We start from the raw sequence: 23,462 nt of genomic DNA, 5'->3' as shown, positions 1-23,462 counted from the left end.
TCGACCTGGAGAAGACGCCGCCAAGCCATCGCCCTTCATTGCCGCTACCGGAAACGCAGCTCAGGACACGAACCGCTGCTGGAGTACTAAACCCATGGCGACTGGCGGCACTGCCTCTCTCATCCGTGAGAGGCGCCGCTGCCGGAACTGTTCTCGAGGGCAAGTTTCAGCGAGTGCAGCGCATAGAGCACCCTGGAGCTTACGGTCTCACTGGGGATACCGAGTTTCTCGGCCGCTTCCCTGACTGTGTGCCCCTTGAAGTACGTTTCGATGAGCGCTTGGCGATGCGCGGCGCTGAGGCCACCCAGCGCATCGGAGAGCAGTGCGAGCGCCTTGTTGATCTTGGCTTCCTTTGGTTATGAACTCGAGGGGACAGGTGAACTTGAGACATTGGGTCGTACGGGGACGGCGCGCCGGTGTCGGGCACTTGGTCTGCGTTACCAGGATGCGCGGGCGGTCGGGAGGCCTTCCAGGCCGCGTGTAGATCGGTACGTTCCGGACCGATACGAAGTCCGCCGCTACGTGGGCTGGTAGCACCCATCATGGTGGCGCACGCCTTCCTAGCCGCTGATGGCCTCGGTGGATCTCGCCTTCCCTCAGCAGCCCTGCTATCGCGGCTAGATACCGGCGCCACCGGTCGCGCCACCGCCGGCGGCCATCAACCCGCCGCCCGCCTCGGTCACTACCAGTACCGAACACATCCCGATCGGGAGGCACGAAGCACCATCGTCCTGACGCAGCGTTAGCCAACTAGGCTCGGACAGGCCCAGCTGGCGCGGGGCGCGTCAGGACGCATGGAGAAGTAACTGGAGTCCTAGAGCTGGTGCAGTCAGTCATCGAAACCAAGAAGCGCTGTGATGGAGGAGAGAACGTCGCCCTTCCGGGCAGCGGATGAGCCCTTGTCAGGGACAGCTTGCCCACCAGCGGGGATATCCGTACGGCCGTCGTTGGACTCTTCGTCGGTGCTGGCGTCTTCGGCGCTGTCGTTTCCGGCGATGGTGCCGGTGTCGACCAGGCTCGAAAAGCCGATGTTCTGCCTGCCCTTGTTGAAGCTGGCCGCGTCTGCGGATTCTGCGGGCGAGCTTTCCGGCTCCTGGGTGGCGCTTGTGCTGGACTCGGAGGAAGGCGAGGCCGCGGCGGACGTAGTGGAGGTCTCGGGCCGGATGGAGCTATCCGTAAGGCCCCAGGAAGACGGGGATGAGGGCGAATTAGGCAAGCTGGCCGACGGTTCGGGTGGCGTCGAGCTGGACGGTGAGTCACTCGATGAAGCGCCCACCGCGTTAAGCATGCCGGGAGCATTGAGTATGCGCGAAACGGGTGGTTCATCCCTGATGCCCGTATCGACGTGTGCCGGTTCGGAGGCTTTGTTCAGCCCGGAGAGCGGTCCGCAGGTGGGCCAGGCATCTGTGCCTTGCTTGTGGAGGATCTGCTCAGCGACGGCGATCTGCTGGGAGCGGCTGGCCTGGTCGGCTGTCGGAGCGTATCTCGGGCCGCCGTACGTCTCCCAGTCCTTCTGGGAGACCTGGAGGCCGCCGTAGTACCCGTTGCCGCTCTTCTCGCTCCAGGCGCCACCGCTCTCACATTCCGCGACCTGGTCCCACGTACCTCCACTAGCGGCACTGGCCCCGGTGGCGCCGAATAACGGGATGGTGATCGCGGAGCTGGTTAATCCGGCTGCGATGAGGAGAGCCGGAGCTTGACGGGGGCGACGGTGTCGACCATTCCCGGAGAGCATGCGGATACCTTTCGTGAGACAACAGGGACCGGCGCGGCGGATGGTGACGGGGTGCCGTGCAGACGAGTGAACGTATCCGCAGTCGATCACTCGCCACAAGTCAATGCCGCGTAGATCACGCAAGCGTCACGAATTTGAGGATGTGTCACATTCCTTCAGTCGGGCAGGTGCTGTTGGGTGACAAGGATGTCGGGGCAGGCAAGGCTGAGCTCAGGTGACCGGTCTTCGTACGGCCGTGGGACCCGTGATGACGGCAAGGATCGAGGTGGTGTCATGGCGACCGAGCATGCCAACGACTTGAGGGTCTTGGTGGGTTGAGTACTTCCCGGCCATGCGCAAGGGCGGCGGGGACGCGTGGCCCTCTGTCCTAGTGCGTCGTCCGGCTGTCCGCACCAGAACTTGCCGCCGACCAGCCCACCGGGGCGCGTTTGAGATGGCGCAGATTGGCGGCATCGTTGCCTCCACCTCGGGTGCAGTCCCATACCGACGCGGTCGGCGCAGGGGTCAGGAAACCGTGCGCAAGCTCAGCGGAGCAGTGGGCCTCGTCAAGGCGACGAGAGCGGCCGTGGCCCAGAACTCTCGTACCCTGCGGGCCTTGCGTCGCTCGATTCGCCACAGCAGGTGCGTGCCCTGGTCCCGGAGCCGGTGCCAACGGGCCAGACCCCACAGCCCTCGGTCAGCCAGTAACAGCGTGCCGGTCCCGACATGGGCGTCCAGGGCGTCGGAGACGATGCGTTCAGAATCCTTGAACCCGCCGATCGCGGCGTCCAGGACGGCGTGAGAGGAACACTCGGCCACGGCGACCACTCTGGCCTGCGGATAGCCCATGGGACTGCGCTGGGATCCGGACTTGCCGAAGGCGTCGTTGTTGCCCGCAGAGTCGGGCACGGCCAGCAACATCCCGTCCAGGGCCAGCACCCGCAGCCCTCGGAACAGTTCGCCGTCCGCGCCCAGCGGCCGGGCCACCGACCGGAACAGGTCCCGCATCACCGGCCAACCGAGCCGCTGCCGGGCCCTGGTCAGCGACGACTCGTTCACCCCGGACCAGGAGCGCAGTCCCGCGTCCCCGGTCTTGACCAGGCGCAGGGCCTCCAGGTAGTCGGCCTGCGGGAACAAGCACGTCGCCAGCACGAAGTACACCGTGAACCGGGCCGACAGCAGACGCCGCCGCTTCTCCGAGCGGCCGGCTTCGGCAACGGCCCGGTCCACCTCAGGCGGACACGACCGGGTCAGGACTCCCAGCCCCAACCGCTCCAGACGGGTTATCAGCACACCGGGTCAACCGGCTGGCAGCCTCAAAAGCAACGGTATTGTCATGCCTTCGACAGGGGGGATGACGACGTGCCGGCCCTCCTCGACCGCGGTCACGAGGGTGTCGAGATCGTCGTTCTCTAGACGGTAGAGGTGCTCGTACTTCAGCGAGCCGAAACCATGCTGTCGCGTACCCCATCCCGCCCCGGGACCGGGGACGGAGACGGCAACCCCCGCCCACCCACTACTGCTGAACCGGAGCCTGCTCAGCCGCAGGAGCAGCACCCTGCTCAGGCACAGACGTAGGAGCAGGAGCAGGAGCCTGCTCCACCGGAGCTGCTGACGCAGCAGACGCCTCAGCAGCCGCAGGCGCAGCCTGCTGCGGGACCTCAGCCACAGGCCCAGGCGCAGGTGTCGTCTCAACCGGAGCCGGAACCGAAGCAGCCTCAGCAGACGCGGCCGGAGTCTCCACCACCGGAGCAGACTGCTGCACAGTCTCAGACCCAGTAGAAACCGGAGCAGACACAGACGCAGACGGGACCTCAGGCGCAGGCGCACCCGACGCTGGCACAGCACCAGCTGCCTGCGTGAACCCGCCCAGATCCTTAAGCACCGTGTCCCCGCCCCCGCCAACCGGCTCATCCGGGGCAGACACAGACGGCTGAGCAGACAGAGCCCCCAGCGAAGACCCCGCAGCAGAAGCCCCAGCCGACGGATCCCCAGAACCAGAACCAGAACCAGAGCCGGAACCGATGGAGCCCTCCGCGGACTTCGCAGCCGCCGAGCTATCCGCCAGACCCGAACCCCCAGACCCCTGACCAGCAGAGCCCAACCCGCCACCCAGGGAAGCAGGCACAGCCGGAACAGGAGCAGTAGTCGGCGCAGCCCCTGCAGAACCCACAGACCCAGACGCCGGAGCCGAAGCCTGCTGCCCCACACCAGACACAGACCCAGCAGACCCAGCGGGCGCATCCACCGAACCCACACCAGAACCGCTGGGGCTTTCTGCGGGCTTGGGAGCCGCTGAGTTATCCGTCAAGCCGGAACCCTCAGCCTTGTGAGCAGCCGGGTCCCGCAAGCCGCCCGTGGAAGGCGTACCAGCTGTTCCAGCAGGGCTGGAAGCATCCACAGCCGGCTTAGACAGATCCCCACCCGCCGGCGGGCTCTGCGTGCCTGCCGTGGCCGAGGTGTCCGCTGCCGACAACCGGCCCTCAGCACCCCCCTGCCGCCGGCCATCGTGGAAGGTCTGCTGCCTCCACTTATCCCAATGGTCAGTCAACGGTGAACCAAACGCGTTCGTGGAACCGAAGCCATCCGACACCGCCGGCGCCTTGGCACCGTCAGCCCGCTGACTGAGGAAGTTGGCATCCGGCCCAGCCAGAGCGGACAGCCCCTGCCCCGGCAAAGCACCATCCGGCTGCGCACCAGGCTTAGCCTGCGGATCCGCGACAGACCTGGCCTGCCGCCCAGTGCCACCACCCGCACCGTCCTGCGCCGACTTCGCCGCATCCGCACCTTGCTGCTGGCCCTGCTGGTCCGAATCACTAGAGGCCGGCGAACCTGCATTCCCGCCAGCAGAAGCACCCGATCCGGACTGCCCACCAGATGATGCACCTGGAGCTCGGTAAAGCTCCGGGTGAGCATTCCGGTAATCCTCGTAGCTGCCTCCGTCATACTGGTGTGTCGCGTAGTTATAGCCGGGACCCCTCAAGGTGTGCCCGCTGGCATTGATACCGTGATATTTCGGCGAGTACGGGTTAGCCTCATCTCCCGTGTACGTTTTCCCCTTGTCGTCGTAACCTAAACTAATATGCGGCTTGACATGTTGGCGATATATATCGCCAACAGTCGCGCCCATATGGCCGCTTCGCGGACCGACCGGGTTCTGACCGGGCTTCATAGCCCCCATTTGCCGCTGCAAGAATTCAGACTGAGGGTCCCCCGGCCGATACTTCAAGCCCAACGCGGTCCGCGCGAACGGATGCCCCTCCTTTATTGCTGTAACAAGATCAGGGCACTGCCATTCCCCATCCTGTTCCGAATACCGGCACCCCGGCGCATTTCCCTCGGCTGAGGCATTCGCTGCGGCAGTGACCATGAGCCCCACAGAGAGGGGGGCCAGCACAGCGGCGGTCCTCAACGCCCGCTTCTGCCCGCGGGTGAACACTTCGCGCGATTTCCTATGACTTCCTGCCATTTTAATACTTCCTTTCATGTTGCGACGAGCCCATTCACCCCCAGAGGGAACCAGGATCGGCCTCCTCCGGCAGGAAATAGGTTTGCGAATTTAGACCTTGGCGTGAATCGCACCTCGCGATCAACCAGCTCAAAGGCTTGATCGCAACCCCACACCAACTACTGCCGAACCTGCTCCACCGGAACCACAGCAGGCGCAGCCACAGGGACGCCGGACAGGGCAAGGACAGAAACCGGAGCGGCCCAAAACCGAAGACCAGACACCATCAGACCCGACCACCACCCCGGCAACCCCCGACCACCACCCCGGCAACCCCCGCCCATCACCTACTGCTGAACCGGAGCCTGCTCAGCCGCAGGCGCAGCACCCTGCTCAGGCACAGACGTAGGAGCAGGAGCAGGAGCAGGAGCCTGCTCCACCGGAGCTGCTGACGCAGCAGGCGTCTCAGCCGCCGCAGGCGCAGCCTGCTGCGGGGCCTCAGCCACAGGCGCAGGCGTAGGTGTCGTCTCAACCGGAGCCGGGACCGGAGCAGGCGCAGCAGACGTGGCCGGAGTCTCCACTGCTGGAGCAGACTGCTGCGAACTTTCAGACCCAGCAGGAGCCGGAGCAGACACCGCCGGAGCAGACACAGACGCCGCCTGCTGCGCAGCCGGAGCAGACGGGACCTCAGGCGCAGCAGACGTGGCCGGCGCAGACACCGACAAAGACCCAGGCACAGCCGACGTGGGCGCACCCGACGTGGGCGCAGCACCAGACGTCTGCGTGAACCCACCCAGATCCTTCAGCACCGTGTCCCCACCCCCGCCAATCGGCACATCCGCAACCGGCTTAGCCACAGGAGCAGTCGGCACCTCCTGCACCCCAGACCCAGGCGCAGAAGCCCCAGCCACAGGCGCAGCAGAAGCCCCCGGCGACAAGCCCGCAGAACCGGAACCAGAACCAGAACCGGAACCGGAACCGGAACCGATGGAGCTGTCTGCAGGCTTCGCAGCCGCCGGGCTATCCGCCAGATCCGAACCCCCAGCCCCCTGACCAGCCGAACCCAACCCGCCACCCAGAGAAGACGCATCCGGAACAGGAACAGCAGTCGTCGGCGCAGCCCCCGCAGAACCCACAGACCCAGACGCCGGAGCCGAAGCCTGCTGCCCCACACCAGACACAGACCCAGCCCACGTGCCCGGCACACTCACGGAACCCACACCAGAAACAGCACCGGAACTGGCAGAGCCCTCCGCGGACTTACCAGCCAACGCGGAAGCAGACCCACCCGACGGTATAGCCAGTGTGCCCAGCACAGACCCGCCTTGGGACGACCCCGGCTTGGTCCAACCGCCCTGCCCCTGCCCGTCCTTGTACTGCCAGTCACCCTGGTAGCCACCCTGCAGCCCGTGCCACGCATGCGCACCATCACCGGCAGGAAGCTCCGAACCAGCCGCATCACTATGCGCAGCTGCACCACCAGCAGGCGTGCCACCCAGCCCGCCGGAAACACCACTGGCAGACTTCGCATCCCGGTCCGATGGAGCCTGCGACGCATCCGCGGGCTTCGCCTGCCCACGAAGAGAAGCCTCCAGGTCTTTCATGGTCTGCCAGCGGTCGTCCTTGCCCAGACGGTAGCCATCAAAACGGTCATAGCGCTGAGGCTGGGACGGATCCGCAACCTCCCAGTCGCGGGCGCCCTTCACATGGCCATACACCACACCGGAACCCCCACCAGCAGAAGCAGACTCCCGATGAGACTGCGGCCCCTGCACAGCCGCCACCGGCTCTGCATGATCACCACGAGACTTCGAGCCGTCTGCGTCCGGCTTCCCGGCACCGTGCTCTCGCGCGCCCGGCCCAGACGGCACCTCCCCATCCGGATCCTTAAAAGCATTGCCCGGATCCGTATTCCGACTAAATCCGTCTTTTGCCGCCCTGTCCAGGACCTCCCGTAACCCATGGCCAGGCCGTAACCCGTGATCAGTCCGCGCCCAATTTGTACCACCTACACCGCTAGTCGAACTGACACCAATTGCCACAGGATTTCCGTTTTTATCCTTAGCGATCAGCGGGCCGCCGCTGTCACCGGGAAGACCCGGAATCGCGCGAATTAAATCAAGCGGATTATTTGTGGTGGGATTTCCGCCGTCAGGATATTGCTTACTGTTGGCGCGCCATCGGGAGCCGGAGATCTCGTGAACGTCAACATTTCCACTCAGGCGCTTAGATGTAGATCCGTAACCGGCGCTCTCGAAGGAGTTAAGCCAACCATTATATGATTTGGCAAATCTGACTGCGTCTTGGGCGCTGGGATGCTGAGGTGCCACATCGCCCCATTTTGACTGCACTTCTTGTAGTTTACGTTCCGTTTGCTCTGTGTGACCGTACACTCGCGCCCTGTACCCTTTTGATTCCGGCAAATCGACACCTGGATCGCCGGGCAATGGCAGATGCGGAACACTAGGTGGTAACGGTTCTTTCAGTCCGATAGTAGCGAAATCATTGGTAAATGTGCGGTTATTGTAACCGTGAGAAATGTATAACTTTTCTGCTTTTATGTGGTGTGGTTTCCCTTTCTCGTTAAAGTAGGTAACTTGCACGTCCTCGGGATGTGGTGCTGCATTAACCACATGCGCCGCGGTAACAATTAACTTGGGTCCGACAACAAATCCGGTCCCGAGATAAACATGGCGGCCGATAGTGTATTTAATGTGAACCACGGAGCGGGCCTCAGTCGGCCGGTGCTTCTTATAGCCTTCCAGGTCGATGCCGATCGCGCTGGCGCTGGGAGGATCCACGAGCTGACTGCTCATGGATGCTGTAACGCCGATGAACGTGGCGATCGTCGCATTACGTAACCACTTATTGGTCGAAATAGGCCCGCACCCGGATGTCAGCCCGGCGTGTGCCTTCTTGTGGCGTGCAGTCATTCCTTTATCCCTTCGAAAATATGGCAACCCATCAAGTGATGTGGTCACCGGATCTTTACGACCGGTAGATGCTGGCCATCCCGTCGGCATTCCGGATTGTTCATTTCTCTGCCCGTTTCTCATGGGAGCGTTGCCGCGATACCCTCAAAATCTCCGGAGGAGGACCAGGGACGGCCGCCTAAATGTTGAATCTCTGAATATGATTTCAGGTCGGCGCGTCGCCGTATCTGGATAAGGCTTGCGCGCTGACCTGTTTGGTGAACCTTTTCATGGCGGCGCTGACGGTGCTCCCCTCCTTGTATGTGCGGGTTCCCGCGAGCCCTGAGACGGCCTGTCAATGAGACGACCGCACGCATGCTTGGTGTGTCAACCACATCCCCGCCAGCCATCCGTTATGCAGGGGCAGCTGTGACGCTGGCCATGTCACCATCAGAAGAAAAACACAGGCCCACACTCGGCACTTCATAAACCGCATACCAAACTGCACCCGAAAGGCCAGCGGGACCTCAAAAGCAGCCTTATGCCACCCAGTGAGCCACGTGACAGACATCACCACCCCGCCTGCAGCCCTGAAACCCGCAGTATCTGCGACTTCAGCGCCTGCGAGCCAGATAACTTGCTGCCAAGGCCGTATTTCGCCGTGTTTCTTTCAGAAGGCGGCCGAAGGTCCTGGTGGTGACAGCGAGCGGGGCGACGATCCACACCCGCATCAAGAGCGGGGCGTGCCATCCATCCGCGGCCCGGCCCTGGTGATACCACCTCGGTTTGTCTGTCACCGCTTCACCATGAGCGCGTTCCGCGTCTGCCAGATGCTGAGACGGCCGTTCGGCGGCGCATAGGCGGGGCGGCGATGCACCGGCCGGTCGAGGTCTGTCGGCCATCACGTTTGCCTACAGCACGCCAAGCAGGGCGTTGTCCTCCCACTGGTCGACGACTTCGAGGTAGCTGGCCAGGACCTTGGAGTGCGGGGCCCACCCGCCCTGGCAGGGATCTTGGGTGCGGGTGTGTGGGTGGTGGAGATGGTGGTGGGTCGTGGTGCGGCCCCCTCGTTGGGCGGCGCCCGGAGGGCACCACGGCCGCCGCCGGGCCGCCAGGCCAAGCCGCTTCGCGGTCGGCTGCGCCGAGCCTGGCAGCCGGCGTTGTCAGGTTCTTGGTGCGGCTGGTGGGTTGGGGTGTGGTGTGGGTGTGGTGGTGCCTCGGTCAGCCGGTCACGGGCACGCCGGTGATGGCCTTCCAGACGTGGAATCGTTCGGTCATCTCGGTTCGGTAGTCACTGGCTGTGATGAGGTGGCGGCGGGGGCGGAAGTGGCTGGAGCGCCGAGTGCGGGAACTGGCCGCGGTCCACGGCGCGTTCTGGTCCAAGAGCGCCAAGCAGCCGGGCACGGAGGGGGAACTGGTCGTGCCGTGCCGGTGAGTGCCTGAGCGCGGGTCCCAGCAGCCCAAGGCCGCAGCTAGCGACGCTGTGTCGAGGGACCACCGGTGCGCGTGTGACCTGGTGCGTGGTTTGGCTGCGTGGTACCAGGGGCCTTCGCCGGCCCCTGGACCCCGCTGCCCCACCACTTCCCGGCGCGAATCCGTTTCGTCGTGGGACAGGACCGTGCGCGCCGGAAAGCGGCGGGGTGGTGCGTGTGCGGACGCGGAGCGCAGGACAACCCGTATGTGCCCGGTTCAATGTCAGCTGCGAGTGGAGCGGGGTTTCCGGGATGGGGCCGAGCTTCGTTTGTTCCGCTTTTGAGTGCAGCTGCAAGGTGGTGACGGGCAAGGGATGCGTCAGCCGGCGCGGGTTGGCACCGTGGGGTTCCGGTGCGGTGCCGCGAGGTGTGCTGCTTCCTGTACGAGGTAAGAGAGTGCGCCTCCCAATGCGACCATGACCTGCGCAAACACCCTGGGCGACCGAGATCGAGTGAACTGGCAGGCAGTTCCGTCGACCGTAGAGGACGATCCTCAAGCCCGAGGGCCCAGATCCCTCAGTCGTGCCACACAGTCCCAGGAATCGGGCACCACGATCTATTGAACTGACAAGGCGATCGCTTGATCTGTCAACAAGACTGCACGATCTGGGCATCACGATCCTGTAGCAGCACCAGATTGACGTGACGTACATGAGTACCCGAGGCGGACAGGGCTCGAAATGACGAGCTGTTCGTGTGAGAGCAAGCGACACGGCCTACAGGCGGAGTTGATTGACGCCCTGCTCATGTACGTTAAGTTCATCTGGTCGGCTTCACGGCCGTCCCTCGTGAACCATCCATCAACCCCCTTGCACCGGAGGGTCCGTTGGGAGCAGTACGCAGGCTGGTTGACGCCGACACGGGCGAGACGGTCCCCTATGCGCCATACGCCTTCTCGGGCAGGCACACGCAGGTCGACAAGGCACGTGTCGAGGCGATCACCGAATCGAAGGCGTTCACGCCCAGTCAGAAGTTCCTCGTCCTGTGGTGGATCGGGGTCTCACCTGAGCGATTGGAGCCGCTGAGGGCAACCGGAGCAGACATCGCCAAACGCGTAGGGATGTCTACCGACGCGGTCGGGAAGATCAATAGAAAGCTGGCCAAACACCGCATCCTGATCGTCCGAGGACGCATCGGAAACTACAACTTCTACCGAATCAGCCCTTACATTGCCTTCCACGGAACAGGGCTGGAACAGCGTGAAGCGGTGAAGACGTGCAACCCGCCGGACATCCCCGGCTTCAACGAGAACGCCCCTACACGGTGGGAGGCCCAGTGATCAGCAGTGACGACAAGCAGAAGAACCTCGAGCTGCTTGAGAAGACGGCCGGCATGACCGCCAACCAGCGCCTCGTCGTCATGCTGTACGCCCTGCACCCGACCGACCGGTCCGGCGCCGTTCTCGAGACCGCCGCCAACCTGGCCAAGCTCGTCGGCATGGCCCCGCCCGTGTTCTCCCGCACCCGCAAGCAGGTCATCGAAGCCGGCTGGCTTGAGGAGACCGAGAGGCTCGGGCACATCAAGTACTACCGGCTCGAACCCAAGCGCATGGGGGAGAACGTCGTCATCCGGCTCCGCCGCGCGACCTGACGTCTCTCAGACCGCCCCTCATTGACGTCACGTACATGAGATGCGGTCCAGAGGACGCCTTCCATGCCCTCTGCGCAAGTGCTGAAGGGCTCGGTCAAGCCACCCGAACCTGGTGCGAGACCAACTCGGCCGTGGCCTGAGGAGTGCTCAAAGCGATCAACCACCATGATGTCGGCATGAATGATGCATCGCAGGAAAGGCCTCCCGCCCGACCCGATCCTGCAGCTCAAGGCGCGTCCGGCGAGACGCTGGCGGATGTGCTGAGCCTCGCTGCTCCGCGCCGACGCACCGTGGACGACCACATGTTTCGTGCGGGGCGCACATCGTTTCGGTTGCAGTTGTTCACAGCACCCGGCCAGCGGGCGGTGGCGGTGGCGACTCAGGCCGAGGAAGAGGCCCGAGCCTGACCAACGTGGCCGAGTCGTGTGCAGCAGCGGTGTGGCAGCAGCACTGCCCCGACCAAAAACTGCCGCCGGTGTGGATCGAGCGGCAACTTCGGAGCACGTTCGGTAGGGAGCCGGACTTTCGATTGATTACCTTCAGTGAGACCGAGCCGTACCAGGTGCGCCATCCACGCTGGCGCACCATCAGCGCGGAGCAGATCGTACAGCTGGTCGGCGGTCCGGTCGCCGATGACCGCGGCGAGGGTTACGTGCCGCCCCAGCTGGAACCGGAGCCGGAGCCGCGGTTCGAGGCGATCGCGTTGTGGCGCTTGGCGAGGCCCCGCCCGTTCCGCGAGCAATGCATGTCCGGTGGCACATCCTGGTGGCGACGCTGGACGAACCTGGTTTTCCCGCAGCGCGGTGGGCGGGTCCTGCTGTTGGTACCACTCTGGCGACTGGCATCAGGTCAACCACATGGCGCTCGCCGCCCAGGCGCGCGCGAAGCACGAGGGCATGAAGGCGGAAGACATGGCCGACTACGTCTGTGAGTACGCCGCCGCGGCCGGCGCGAGTGAGTGGGAGCGTGAGGTGCTCCGGACGTTGTACTCCCTCGGCGACGCTATCCAGCCGTCCGGCGACGGCTACATCAGCGATGGCTTCATCAACGGCCAGCACCGCGTTCAGGCGATGCTGGATGCCGGAGTACGCCGCACTGTGGTCCTGCGCCACATGTGGCCGGACAGCCCGGCCCACTGCCGGATTTCGCGCCGCGCACTCAGGAGGCGTTGGCGGTTGGGGTGATGCCATCGCCTCAGCTACTCGTCGTCAGGTGTAGAGCACACCCTGAGTGTGTCCTCCCCGTACCGGCCTGCTCTGCAGTCACTAGATCACTTGCGCGTGTCGATGAGATACACGCCTATCCGTCGACCAGTTGAACTCTGCCCTGCGCCGTCCCGGCATGTTCTCGCAGCATGACGCGGCCCTGCGGATGCTGACGGACCATCTGCTGTTCGTGGAATGCCAGCCCGAGGCATTGGCGGAAGAGCCGCGCGCTGGTCGAGCCGAGGGGCCTGGACCAGCACGGGTGTGGCAGGGCTGTTCCGGGAGTTGATGCCGGGAGGCTACGATCAGAATTGCGTCGCCTCGGTCTACGCCGAGTTCGCGCACCGCCGCGGCTGGCTCAGGCCCGATCACGTTTTGCCGGCTGGCGAGTATCGCATTTTGCGTGACAGTCGTGCGCCCGTGGGCGCAGGAGGACCGCTCGTGGGCAGATGTCATCTCCGGGTTCGGCCCCCATTCATCCTGTTCGGAGGGACTAACCCGCGGTACAGCGGGACGCTCGGCCATGGGTGAGGGCCCCGACGAGCCCATCGTGTTCTTCCATCTCTGGAATGGCAGCACTCGGGCCCCCGATTCCACATGGCCTGAGCTTGAGGAACCTGTTCTGCTTGCTGTCCGCTTCGGAGACGCCCTTTGACAAAGTCTGCACCTTCACCCCCGACGGGCAACGCAGGCGGCCCGAGCCCGACTCGCTCTGCCGCTGAGCGCCCGAGAAGTTACGCAACACCAGCAGGACGGGGCCTTCGCCTTCTTGCTGTTCCCAAACCCGCCTCCGCTCACTGGGGGATGGCCGTAAAGACGCCGCCCGGCCTGTTTCAGCCCCGGCATGCCGAGCAACACCGCACAGAGGTTAAACTCAAGTTAGCGAAGATCATTCGCTTGCGGTGGGTCATCGAAAACTGGCTCCACTTCGTCAGGGACACCGCCTCCGCGGAGGAGCCTCCAAGCTCCACACCGAACGCGGTCCGGAGAACATGGCCACCTTGCTCAGCTTCGCGATCAACTGCCTTCGTGCCGCCGGGCACCACAACATCGCCGCTGGACTCCGCAAGATGTCCTACGAGCCGTTCACCCGTCCCCTGGCTCTACCGGACTCCGCTGACCAGCACATACGCGCTAAGAGTCAGGCTATGAAACCGCCCTGGCCTGTGCCTGCGCCGACAGTCGTGTGGCTTTCATCACGCAGTCGCCACTAACGAGATGCGCTGCCTTTGGTATGCACCGCTCCTCGGCCCCGAGTTGTTATGCGGCGCACGAATCTCACCTTCGCCCCTCTCTCTTTTATTCTCCGGTTGACATGTCGGACGTCATGCCTGCTATTGCGTAACGGAGTGTGTGGTCGTCGAGGGGGTGACATGGCCAGCGTGGCGTGTTCTTCTGGCCCTGGCATTCGCTATTACACGGTATCTCATGGCGGGTCTGCTGTTGTGCTGTCAGGGGCTGCCCCATTGGCATCGTCTGGCTCTGCCGCGGGTTCCGGCCCGGAATCACCGATGAGCGAATGGGAAGGAGCGGAAATTCATGGGAGCTCATTCGAAGCGCCGTGTCCAGGGCCGCCATCAGATGGCCATGCCGCTACGGAAGGCGTCAAGAAACCTGGCCCCCATGGGAGCGAGAGCAACAGCGATCGGGCTGACCATGGCAACGGGTGGCATTTTCGGCGTGGGACAGGCCATGGGAGATGATGCGGCGATCGACCCAAGCCCCTCCGTACAGGCAGAATCCGCCTCCGTGGGAGACGGTGCGACGGCCGACCCGGGCCCGTCGGTGCAGGTAGATCCGGTCGCCACGGGAGACGGTGCCGCGGTTGCCCCAAGTTCCTACGTGCAGGTAGATCCCGCCTCCACGAACCTCACCGCGGGCGAACAGAACGCTCTGGATCAGCTCAGTCCGCAGCAACATCGGGAACAGACCAATCTCACTCCCCAGAAGGTCATGGCGCTGGCGCAGTCCCTGTCTCATGGGGATGCCGTGCCGACCAGCCAGCAGTCGAAGACGCCCACGCAGTCGGCGTCACAGGCTTCTGCCGCACAAACCGCACAGACCGCGCAGCCAGCTGCACAGCCCTCGCAGTCGCAGACGGCGCAGCAGACGCCATCGACCCAATCAGCATGTCCGTCCACGTCGTCAGCGACGCAGCCGGCAGCGCCGTCAGCCCAGCAACAAACGTCCGAGCAAACGCCGTCCACGTCATCGTCAACGCCAACGACATCGACAACCCAGCAGCAGTCGCAGTTTTAGTCTCAGAGCCCGAGTCAGGGGGGTGCATCCGGCTCGAACTCAGGCGCCAACTCCGGCGGGAGTCAGCTAGGGACGACTGATTCGTCCCAGACAGCTACGGGTTCTCAACCCGGTCAGAAATCGGATGAACAGGCTCAGTCGGGTCAACAGCAGGATCCAGCTGCTCAGTCGCCGGGGCAGAACCCCAGCTCGCAGACTGATCAGCCCGACTCGCAGACCGGCAGTGCTCCGGCTCAGCAGACGCCGGCTGCTGAGGCAGGGGCGGATACGAGCGGCCAGGTTCAGCAGCCGAACGAGGCTTCAGCTCTGGCCGTTCCGGATCTGAGCCAGTCCTCCCTGCAGGATCTGGGGCAGCAGTCGGCTGCGCCATCGATGGACCTGTTCCAGGCTCCGTCTGCGGACTTGGGCTTTGCCGGTTGAGTTGGGCTGTATAGCGGCTCGGGGCTTGGTGAGGCGCTGCCTTCTCGTTCCCCGTGAGGATGAGATGCCGGGCCGGCCGGACAGAGGTGGCCCTCGAAGCTCGTTTGCCAGTAAGGGACTTGATACCTCCCTCACCTCACAGTCGGAACCAATTCCTAGAGAAGCGGGACTGGCTCACGATCATTTAGTTGCTGCGTCAGAGCAGCCCCGAACTGCCCGCCGCATTACTGGTCGGAGCCGATCTTGAATCGCCTTAAGGTCAACCCGCTTTGCCGTTAATCCACCCTGCTGACGAGTTCAGCGCACAACCGGTACACTCCGCCGGATACTGCCTCGTTTAGTTGCGAGAATCCACCTTTTGCGCTTGTGGCAGTGTCGTGCAGGCGGGATTCTGGAAAAGGGGTTCTGATGTTGGAAATAAAGGCTTTATCGGGGTGGAATAAGATCGCGCGACTGACCGTGCTGGTCGTCGTGATGGCTTTGGCCCCGGGTCTTGTTCCGGCCACTGCGGGCGCTGCGGCGAAGATGATCTATTACACGTCTCCCCATGGGAGCGGTAAGGCGTGTACGCAGTCGGCGCCATGCGCGCTGAAGACGGCGAAGTCCACTGCTGAACGGCGCACCTCCACGATGTCGGGCGATCTCGTGGTGGAGTTGGCGGCCGGCACGTATCAGCTGTCGTCCCCCCTTACGTTCGGTCCTTCCGACTCGGGGGAGAACGGTCACGACGTCATCTACAGGGCAGAGCCGGGGAAGAAGGTCGTTCTCAGCGGTGGCAGATCCATCACCGGTTGGAGCCTTCATGATGCGGCGAAGAACATCTGGAAGGCTCCCGTGCCGGCCGATTTGAACACGCGGCAGCTGTGGGTCAATGGCCGTCGTGCCACCGTCGCGAGCATGTCGGCGAACACCGCCTTCGGCGCGATGCAGAAGACAGCCAACGGCTTCACGTATGCGAGTTCCTGGCCTGACACGTGGCAGGACATCGGTCACGTCGACGTCGTCTACGGCCATCGCTCATCGAGCCGCGGCTGGACGTATTCGCTCTGCCCGGTCTCCTCGGTCTCGGGCGGCGTGGTCACCATGAACAACGCCTGCCACGCCAACGCGAGCAGCACCAACGGGATCACGGTGCCGACCGCTGTGGAGAACAACTACGCACTGCTGGGCTCGCCGGGGCAGTTCTATCTGGACGCCAGCGCTGACACGCTCTACTACATCCCGCAGGCCGACCAGGACATGAGAACCGCGAAGGTGACTGCCGGCGGGTTGCAGACCCTTGTGGAACTCGCGGGCGCCCCGGACAACCCAGTGCACAATATGCAGTTCACCGGCCTGAGCTTCGAACACGCCACCTGGCTCTTCGGCGATGAGGGTCTTGCGGACCTTCAGGCCAACGTGCTCCTCACCAAGACGGAAGACCCCCCGGCTCACGCTTCCGCTCTTCCGGCGAACGTCGCCTGCCACTCCTGCGACGACGTGACGTTCCGCGGGAATACCTTCCAGCACCTCGGCGGCAGCGGACTGGGCTTCGACGGAGGCGGCCAGGACAACTCCGTGATCGGCAATGTCATCACGGATGTCTCTGGCAACGGCCTCCAGATCGGCGCCGGTGTGGCATACACCCCACCCGCTCGGCTGGAGTCCGGCTACACCGTCAGCAACAACTACGTCCACGATGTGGCCAATGAGTACCAGGGCGGAGCGGGGATCCTCGCCACCTGGGTCAAGCACACCCACGTGGCCCACAACGAAGTCTGGGACACTCCCTACACGGGCATCTCACTGGGCTGGGGGTGGGGCGTGTCCAAGGACCAGCCCATGATCGACAATCACGTCGATTCCAACTACGTCCACGATGCGATGACTTCGGCGCTCGAGGACGGTGGGGCGATCTACGTCAACGGTAGTCAGGCAGCAGCGCAGCCATCTGTCATGACCGGGAATCACGTAGAGAACGACTCGCAGCGCTACGGGGCTCTCTATCTGGACAATGGGGCCAGCTACTGGCAGGTGGAACGCAACGTCGTCAACGGCTACGCCCCCGCCTGGCTCTTCGCACCCACCGCGGAACACAACACCGTGCACGACAACTATGCCGGCGCTGACGCGGGCGCTGCCGTCTTCAAGACCCCCACCAGTACCAACACCGTGGCCGACAACACCGTCGGCGTGACGACCTGGAACGCCGAGGCGCAGACCATCATGGCCAACGCCGGACTGGAACCGCAGTACACCGCGATCAGGAAGGGGGAGCCGCAGACGAACCTCGCCTACGGGAAACCGGCCGTTGCTTCCAGCACCTACGGGCCGAACTATCCAGCCTCCCAGGCCAACAACGAACGGATCGCCACCCCTGGCAACGGGCCCTACAGCATGCCGTTCGCCTCAGCGGGGAATGCCCCTGCCTGGTGGCAGGTAGACCTCGGCGCTCCACACCCGCTGTCGAAGATCCAGATCCTCTTCCGTCAGGACGGCGTCGACAATCCGGCCGAGAGGCAGAACCTCCAGATCCGCGTGTCCAACCATGCCGATATCTCTCAAGGCCACACCGTCGCCTGCGCCGTCGGCCCGACGCCACTGCCCTACGAGTCCAGCTACAGCTGCTTCGCCCCGCCGGGGGCCTGGCGCTACGTGGATGTCGTCAAACCCAGCCACCTCGTGCTGGGCCAGGTCCGCGTCTTCGGGGGGCAGGCCGTCAACCGGTAGTGGACCTCGACGTCGTCGTCGGCGGCCTGTGCAGCTTCCATCCAGGTCGCCGTCGCGCGGTTCGTGGGCTTGACCGGGTTTGCGCTGCCGGTGATCGCGTACGTCCTGGTCTTCCTCGACAAGCAAGCCTCCAGGCTTGCTCGAGCCCTGATGCCTGGAAACAGGCGGGTCCGGTTCTGAGGGGGCTGGGTCACGGCGACGTGACCCGGCTACCCGACCAGCAGCGCGGCATCGCCATTCGCTACGACAAGACCGCCGAGTCCTACCAGACAGAGGTCACCCTCGCTTCCCTGCTGATGTAGGCGTGGCATTTGACGCAGCTACTGCTGAGGCGCCCAAGCCTGCGGCTGCGGTTGCTGTACCTGCTGAACCGGAACCTGCTGCGGCTGGGCCTGCGGGGCCGGCGTACTCACCGCCCCGGTACTGCTCTGCCAACCCTGGCCCAGCAGTGGGGATGCCAGCGGCAGCTGCTGGGGATGCTGATTCCCACCGCCGGCGCCGCCATTGGCCACAGCGGCAGTGCCGCTATTCTCACCAAGGACGTTGCCGCTGCCACCGGCGGACTCCGAGCGCTGCAAAGCCAACGCCTGCGGCCCAGCGCTGTTGGGGGCGGCCTCGTCGGCCTTGGAGTTGTCCGCCGTTCTGTCCGACATCAGTAGCTGCGCCCCGCCCTGCGGCTGCTGCTGTCCCAACTCCTGCTGGAACTCCTCAAGCTTCTGTTGCACTCGCCCCCGATTCACCACACCAGCCCCGAAAGCGCTGCCCTTGGGCAAGGCCTCAGTGGAAGAACCCAAAACGCTGGCACCACTGGGCATAGGCTCACCGGTTGCCAAACCACCCGCCGGGGCCAATCCGCCCACAGCGGCACCAGTGAGAGTGCTCCCCGTGGCCGAACCACCCGCACTACCCGAATCCGAACCAGACACCTCCTGATTTGAACCCTGCGGCTGGGGCAGCTTGGCCGGCCGACGCTGATCCGGTACCGCCGTGAATGACGACGCAGGCTGCCGAGACTGCTGGTCCTGGTGCTGCTGCCACTGTTGCAGCCCCGATGGCGATGGGATCGACTGCTGCGTCTTGACCGGCTGCGGCTCCGCCACGCCCTGGTGGGCCTGGACCGGAGATGACCATCTCGTCGACGCCGGTCAGGCGCTTCTGCCGCTTCTTGACGGTCTTCGGTTCGGAGGACCCGTCCCGGTCGCGCGGCACCGTTATCTCCACCGGGCCGATGTCGGTCAGCACGGTCTTGGAGCGTTTGCCGTTGCGGGAGTTGCCGCCGTTCTTGCCGGCCGGGTCGTGCTTGTCATAGCCGAGATTGTCCGTGATCTCGCCTTCCAGGGCAGACTCCAGCAACCGCTTGGTCAACTGCTGCAGCAGCCCGCCTTCACCGGTCAGCTGCAGACCCTCGGCCTGGCCCGGTGCACCAGCTCGTCGATCAACTGGTCGTCAACGGCCTTCGCCGACACCACACTTGCGGACTCGGCGCCCTCGGACTCGGACACGTTCTCACTGGTCATCGATGCATCTTCCATGATCGGGAGTTACACCGAACGTCTTACAGTCCCCCGTCAGGCCTCGAACTGTCTCGATCAAACCCGGGCGATTCACATCCCCGCGTCGGCGGGCGTCCGGCACGAACGCCAGGCCGTGGCAAGTGTGGCAAGCCACGACCGTCTGGGTCTCTGTGAACGGGACTACCGGCCAGGGGCTCGACCAGGCCGAGCCGAGCGTCGGTGACGTGTGCGCAACTGCCCAGCCATGTCGGGCCTTTGAGCTACTCCGTCCGTCGTTTCTCCTTCTCGACTCGACCGGGTCCGTTCCGGTGCTCATGTACGTTGTCCGTCTCTGCGATCTTCTTCCACGACTTCGGCTGCACCGGAGCCGTCGACGCTTTCGCGATCGACGCCGCTTGTGCCGCGGGCGCCGTTGGCTTCGACGGCTGGAACAGCCACGTGTCGAAGAGTGCGGCCAGCCGCTTGCCGGACACTTTCTCGGCGTAGCGCTGGAAGTCGGTCAGCGACCCGTTGCCGTGGGCATGCTTGTGCGGCCAGCTCTTGAGAAGGGTAAAGAACGCCTTGTTGCCGATCTCGTTGCGCAGTGCCTGCAGAGCCAGCGCGCCCCGGTCGTAGACGGCGATGTGGAACAAGTTGTCCGGCCCCGGATCCCCGGGCTTGACCGTCCAGAACGCATCGTCGGCCGGGCGCGAGGTGTACACGTAGTCGGCGATCTCCTGCGCGGTCCCTTCACCCTCGTGCTCTGACCACAGCCATTGCGCGTACCGCGCGAAGCCCTCGTTGATCCAGATGTCCTTCCAGTCCTTGACCGAGACGTCGTTGCCGTACCACTGGTGGGCCAGCTCGTGCACCACGATGGAGACGTTCGACCCGTTCGAGAACTTGAGGGGGCTGTAGAAGGGCCGGGTCTGGGTCTCCAGGGCGTATCCGACGGACGGGGTGTTGGGCACGTACCCGCCGAGCGCGTTGTACGGATAGGGCCCGAAGTACTCGGTCAGCCAGTCGGCGATCTCCCCGGTCCGCTCGATGCTCGCCCGAGCGGCCCCGGCGGTGTCGCCGAGGTCCTTGCTGTAGGCGTTGATAACCGGAATTCCGCTCTCGGACGTCCCAGTGGTGATGTCGAACCTGCCGGCCGCGAAGGTGGCGAGGTAGGTGGCCTGCGGCTTGTTGGAGCGCCAGTCGTAACGGGTCCAACCGGCCTGCGAACTCGTCGACTGTAACGTGCCATTCGAGATGAACTGCGTGCCGTCCGGCACCTGCACCGACACGTCGAAGGTCGCCTTGTCACGCGGGTGGTCATTGCTCGGGAACCACCACCATGCCCCCTGGGGTTCGCCCGCCGCCACCCCGCCGTCCGGAGTGCGCAGCCAGGCATTGAAGCCATACGCCTCCTTCGACGACGGCACACCTCGGTAGCGCACGACCACGGTGATGGCCGTGCCCTTGGCCAGCGGGCTCTTCGGCGTGATCTCCAGCTCGTGCTCGCCCGAGGTTGCGAAAGCTGCCTTCGCGCCGTTCACCCGGACATCGCTGACGTCCAGCAGGAAGTCCAGATTGAAGCGGGACAGGTCCTGAGTCGTCTTCGCCAGCAGTGTTGCTGTGCCGGACAGCTCGTCTGTGGCCGGCCGGTACTTCAGCCGCAGGTCGTAGTGGGAGACGTTGTATCCGCCGTTGCCGTAGGCCGGGTAGTAGGAGTCGCCGATGCCCGGAGCGCCGGGGGAATGGCTCGCGGCCGATGCCGGCATCACCAGCATCAGACAGGCGGCTGCGAGTGCCCCCGGCGCCATGATTCTCTTAGTAGTCATTCGGCTCTCCTCTTGAGCGGTAGCAAGGGCCGCAAGACTCATCTGGGCCCAGGTCCTATCTGCAAGAGAGAACGAAGAGCTTGCCATGACGGGGTAGCGCGGGTCTTCGAACTTGAGCGGTGCGGCTTGTCAGGTGCGCTGACGGCCCGTCACGGTATTTTATGGGCGTGGCTGGACTGGCCCCTGGACACAGGACGCCCGTGGTCCCGAGTGATCATTTCTGTTCTCTACGCAGAAGGATCATTGGGGAGCCACGGGCTTGGTCAACGATACGACGTTGGTGCTCGGCCTCGACGGGTGTCCGTCGTGCGGGTTGAGTCACTAGCCGACGGGACACGTCGGGTGCACCTGATCACGGCGGACGAGGCCGCGCGGGCCTGCCCGTCCTGCGGGGTCTTCGCCTCCCGGATGAAGGCAGGCGGTGGCCCGGCCGCGGGATCTGCCCTACAGGGAGCGGGGGCTGGAGTTCTTGTGGCACAAGCGCCGCTGGTGGTGCCGCGAGGCGACGTGTCCGAGGAAGTCGTTCATCGAGAGCATTGCCCAGATACAGGCTGGAACGCGGATCACCGCCCGGCTGCGTCAGGCGGCCGTACGCCGGGTGCGTGATGCCGGCTCCACGGTCACCCAGGCCGCCCGCGACCTGCATCTGTCCTGTCCAACGGTGATGGGCGCCTTCCGTGCATTGGCGCGCGCGGTCGTCGACTCCCCGCTGCCCGAGGTGAAGGTTCTGGGCATCGACGAGACCCGGCGGGGCAAAACGAAGTGGAAGCAGGACCCCGACAACAACAAATGGCGTCTGACCCGGCACCGATGACACACCGGCTTCGTCGACGCCATTGGCCACGGCAAGCTGCTCGGCCAGGTCCAGGGCCGTGCCGTCGCCGACGTCCTGGCCTGGCTCGCCACCACCGATCTCGGCTGGAGAAAGGGCATCGGCTACGCGGCCATCGACATGTCGCCCACCTACCGCCCCGCGATCCGTATCGGCCTGCCACACGCCACCACCGTGGTCGACCACTTACACGTGGTCCAGCTCGCCAACAAAAGATGCTGTCCATGGTCAAGCGCCGCACCACCGCCGAGATCCGCAGTCGGATCGGACGGGCGAGCGCCCCGGAGTGGAAGGCCAGACGGCGGCTTCTGCGCAACCGCGAGGACCTCACCGACGAGCAGTTCGCCGCCATGTGGAACGCGCTGCTAGGCGAGGGGAAGATGGGCAGACGCTGCTGCTGGCGCACGGGGCGCGGCTGGTTCTTCGGCCAGTAGGAGTACAGCGGGTTGGGACGCTCGCTACTCCGTTGCGCAGGAACTGATCGATGACTGGGGCTGCGCCCGGTTCCACGGCGACGAAAGGCCGCGGTAGAACAGAGAACGACCGTGCACCGAGGACCACTTGCCCGTGTACTCTCGGGTGCGGCCGGCCGTTCGACACCCTCCTCGGCGGTGCAGCCGGGGCATGCCCGGACAAATACTTGCGGACCGTCTTCCGGTTCAGGCCGGTCTCCTTGGCGACCTCCGTCAAAGTCGCCGCACCAGACTCGAACAGGGCACGGAACCGCCGAAGTTCCAACCAGCGTTGCGGGTCCAAGACCATCGTCAGCTGCCCTCCGCCGCCCCTTACCAACCAGCAGCAGAGTGCCGAGCAACATCAATCACCACATCAACAAGCGGCCCTTTTCACCCGTACGTGACTGACCACCGGTGACGGCGTTGAAGGCATCGCCGAACACGTTCCCGGAGCCTCCACCTCCGGGAGCCTCCCCACCGCCCGGAGCAGGTGCGGGCTGCTGGCTCGGCTGGTTGTACTGCGACTGATCCCCACCACCAACGCCACCGGTGCCACCATTACCACCGTTGCCAATAGCGCTAATGGCAGCAGCAGGTGCAGCCTCAGGCGCAGGCGCCCCCACCGAAGGCGCAGGCGCAGGCTGCTGCGCGTTGTCCAGCGGCATCAGCATCGCATCCGGTGACGTCACGAATGTGTCCGTCCCCGGCACACGCTGATTATGCTGGGGAATATAATGATAGCTCGGGTTCACCAATTGGTCTCCATCAGCGTAATATAGCGTTCCATTCTTGAACTGGGACTCGTAATTTACACCGTTGTCGCCGCGATAGCCGACGGAATGCGTCACACTTTGACCAAATGGGCCCGGAGAAGCGTAGTGGATGCCACCATTGCCAGCCGCGGGCTGCCACTGCCCGTTTTCGTTTATCATGACAGCCCCGTTCTCCATCCTGGCGTCATACTTGCCGCGCTCATTTGTCAGCTCCAGATGGCCGCCGCCACTACCATCTACAGGCTGTCGATTACCGTCGTCATCCTCGTAGAAGAGCTGCACCGACTGCGGACCCGACACGCTCACGTCGGTGTTATTATTAGTCGGCTGGCCCCAGATGCTATTCTGACAACT

14 protein-coding genes and 3 pseudogenes are annotated in these 23,462 nt (G+C 64.4%); 9 read left to right on the top strand and 8 right to left on the bottom strand.

Annotated features, from left to right (window positions below; all coding sequences use genetic code 11):
* Positions 1-119: 119 nt before the first annotated feature.
* The 4 genes and pseudogenes from ACZ7NC_RS38565 to ACZ7NC_RS38550 all read right to left on the bottom strand — a co-directional run.
* Positions 120-356, bottom strand: a pseudogene (locus ACZ7NC_RS38565) (sigma factor-like helix-turn-helix DNA-binding protein); the annotation flags it as partial.
* Positions 357-829: 473 nt separating this feature from the next.
* Complete coding sequence (locus ACZ7NC_RS38560; protein WP_471495650.1) at positions 830-1,735, bottom strand: transglycosylase family protein; 906 nt, start codon at positions 1,733-1,735, stop codon at positions 830-832.
* 504 nt (positions 1,736-2,239) lie between these two features.
* Positions 2,240-3,007, bottom strand: a complete 768-nt coding sequence (locus tag ACZ7NC_RS38555; RefSeq protein ID WP_471495648.1) for a transposase domain-containing protein — start codon at positions 3,005-3,007, stop codon at positions 2,240-2,242.
* A 2,502-nt stretch (positions 3,008-5,509) separates the two neighbouring features.
* Positions 5,510-7,978 carry a trypsin-like serine peptidase gene (locus ACZ7NC_RS38550; RefSeq protein WP_471495664.1) on the bottom strand — a complete coding sequence of 823 codons (2,469 nt, stop codon included), beginning with the start codon at positions 7,976-7,978 and terminating at the stop codon, positions 5,510-5,512.
* A 1,399-nt stretch (positions 7,979-9,377) separates the two neighbouring features.
* On the opposite strand from ACZ7NC_RS38550, the gene ACZ7NC_RS38545 reads away from it, so the two are divergent.
* The 6 genes from ACZ7NC_RS38545 to ACZ7NC_RS38520 all read left to right on the top strand — a co-directional run bounded on the left by ACZ7NC_RS38545 (position 9,378) and on the right by ACZ7NC_RS38520 (position 17,729).
* Positions 9,378-9,509, top strand: coding sequence for a hypothetical protein (locus ACZ7NC_RS38545; protein ID WP_471495646.1), 132 nt, complete (start codon positions 9,378-9,380; stop codon positions 9,507-9,509).
* A gap of 863 nt (positions 9,510-10,372) precedes the next feature.
* Entirely contained in the window at positions 10,373-10,825 is a 453-nt protein-coding gene (locus tag ACZ7NC_RS38540) for a MarR family transcriptional regulator (RefSeq protein WP_471495644.1), read from the top strand.
* Complete coding sequence (locus ACZ7NC_RS38535) at positions 10,825-11,136, top strand: replication initiation protein, RepL2 (protein WP_471495662.1); 312 nt, start codon at positions 10,825-10,827, stop codon at positions 11,134-11,136. The genes ACZ7NC_RS38540 and ACZ7NC_RS38535 overlap by 1 nt, the downstream gene beginning before the upstream one ends.
* A gap of 857 nt (positions 11,137-11,993) precedes the next feature.
* A complete protein-coding gene (locus tag ACZ7NC_RS38530) occupies positions 11,994-12,320 on the top strand; it encodes a hypothetical protein (protein ID WP_471495642.1) in 327 nt (108 codons plus the stop codon).
* A 2,150-nt stretch (positions 12,321-14,470) separates the two neighbouring features.
* Complete coding sequence (locus tag ACZ7NC_RS38525; RefSeq protein ID WP_471495640.1) at positions 14,471-14,680, top strand: hypothetical protein; 210 nt, start codon at positions 14,471-14,473, stop codon at positions 14,678-14,680.
* 748 nt (positions 14,681-15,428) lie between these two features.
* Positions 15,429-17,729: a right-handed parallel beta-helix repeat-containing protein gene (locus ACZ7NC_RS38520; protein WP_471495638.1), complete on the top strand. Its 2,301-nt coding sequence runs from the start codon at positions 15,429-15,431 to the stop codon at positions 17,727-17,729.
* A gap of 320 nt (positions 17,730-18,049) precedes the next feature.
* On the opposite strand, the gene ACZ7NC_RS38515 is transcribed toward ACZ7NC_RS38520, so the two are convergent.
* The 3 genes and pseudogenes from ACZ7NC_RS38515 to ACZ7NC_RS38505 all read right to left on the bottom strand — a co-directional run bounded on the left by ACZ7NC_RS38515 (position 18,050) and on the right by ACZ7NC_RS38505 (position 21,048).
* A complete protein-coding gene (locus ACZ7NC_RS38515; protein ID WP_471495636.1) occupies positions 18,050-18,502 on the bottom strand; it encodes a hypothetical protein in 453 nt (150 codons plus the stop codon).
* A gap of 346 nt (positions 18,503-18,848) precedes the next feature.
* A pseudogene (locus tag ACZ7NC_RS38510) lies at positions 18,849-19,246 on the bottom strand (transposase); the annotation flags it as partial.
* Between the two features lie 257 nt (positions 19,247-19,503).
* Positions 19,504-21,048 carry a M1 family metallopeptidase gene (locus ACZ7NC_RS38505; protein ID WP_471495634.1) on the bottom strand — a complete coding sequence of 515 codons (1,545 nt, stop codon included), beginning with the start codon at positions 21,046-21,048 and terminating at the stop codon, positions 19,504-19,506.
* A gap of 421 nt (positions 21,049-21,469) precedes the next feature.
* Between ACZ7NC_RS38505 and ACZ7NC_RS38500 the strand changes: the two genes are divergently transcribed.
* The 3 genes and pseudogenes from ACZ7NC_RS38500 to ACZ7NC_RS38490 all read left to right on the top strand — a co-directional run bounded on the left by ACZ7NC_RS38500 (position 21,470) and on the right by ACZ7NC_RS38490 (position 22,314).
* Positions 21,470-21,862: a helix-turn-helix domain-containing protein gene (locus ACZ7NC_RS38500; protein ID WP_471495632.1), complete on the top strand. Its 393-nt coding sequence runs from the start codon at positions 21,470-21,472 to the stop codon at positions 21,860-21,862.
* 21 nt (positions 21,863-21,883) lie between these two features.
* Positions 21,884-22,081: pseudogene (locus tag ACZ7NC_RS38495) on the top strand (transposase); the annotation flags it as partial.
* Between the two features lie 23 nt (positions 22,082-22,104).
* Positions 22,105-22,314: a hypothetical protein gene (locus ACZ7NC_RS38490; RefSeq protein ID WP_471495630.1), complete on the top strand. Its 210-nt coding sequence runs from the start codon at positions 22,105-22,107 to the stop codon at positions 22,312-22,314.
* 386 nt (positions 22,315-22,700) lie between these two features.
* On the opposite strand, the gene ACZ7NC_RS38485 is transcribed toward ACZ7NC_RS38490, so the two are convergent.
* Positions 22,701-23,390, bottom strand: a complete 690-nt coding sequence (locus ACZ7NC_RS38485) for a hypothetical protein (protein ID WP_471495628.1) — start codon at positions 23,388-23,390, stop codon at positions 22,701-22,703.
* Between the last annotated feature and the right edge of the window lie 72 nt (positions 23,391-23,462).

It is taken from the genome of Streptomyces sp. NPDC111802 (assembly GCF_055634335.1).
The sequence above is the reverse complement of the archived record's forward strand: the minus strand, read 5'-3'. Positions and strand labels throughout refer to the sequence as shown.

What these genes read in the sequence shown, in the direction of transcription:
- ACZ7NC_RS38560 (WP_471495650.1), bottom strand. Translation starts at nt 1,735, where the DNA reads ATGCTCTCCGGGAATGGTCGACACCGTCGCCCCCGTCAAGCTCCGGCT.
- ACZ7NC_RS38545 (WP_471495646.1), top strand. Translation starts at nt 9,378, where the DNA reads ATGAGGTGGCGGCGGGGGCGGAAGTGGCTGGAGCGCCGAGTGCGGGAA.
- ACZ7NC_RS38550 (WP_471495664.1), bottom strand. Translation starts at nt 7,978, where the DNA reads ATGAGCAGTCAGCTCGTGGATCCTCCCAGCGCCAGCGCGATCGGCATC.
- ACZ7NC_RS38490 (WP_471495630.1), top strand. Translation starts at nt 22,105, where the DNA reads ATGGTCAAGCGCCGCACCACCGCCGAGATCCGCAGTCGGATCGGACGG.
- ACZ7NC_RS38520 (WP_471495638.1), top strand. Translation starts at nt 15,429, where the DNA reads ATGTTGGAAATAAAGGCTTTATCGGGGTGGAATAAGATCGCGCGACTG.
- ACZ7NC_RS38525 (WP_471495640.1), top strand. Translation starts at nt 14,471, where the DNA reads ATGTCCGTCCACGTCGTCAGCGACGCAGCCGGCAGCGCCGTCAGCCCA.
- ACZ7NC_RS38530 (WP_471495642.1), top strand. Translation starts at nt 11,994, where the DNA reads ATGGCGCTCGCCGCCCAGGCGCGCGCGAAGCACGAGGGCATGAAGGCG.
- ACZ7NC_RS38505 (WP_471495634.1), bottom strand. Translation starts at nt 21,048, where the DNA reads ATGACTACTAAGAGAATCATGGCGCCGGGGGCACTCGCAGCCGCCTGT.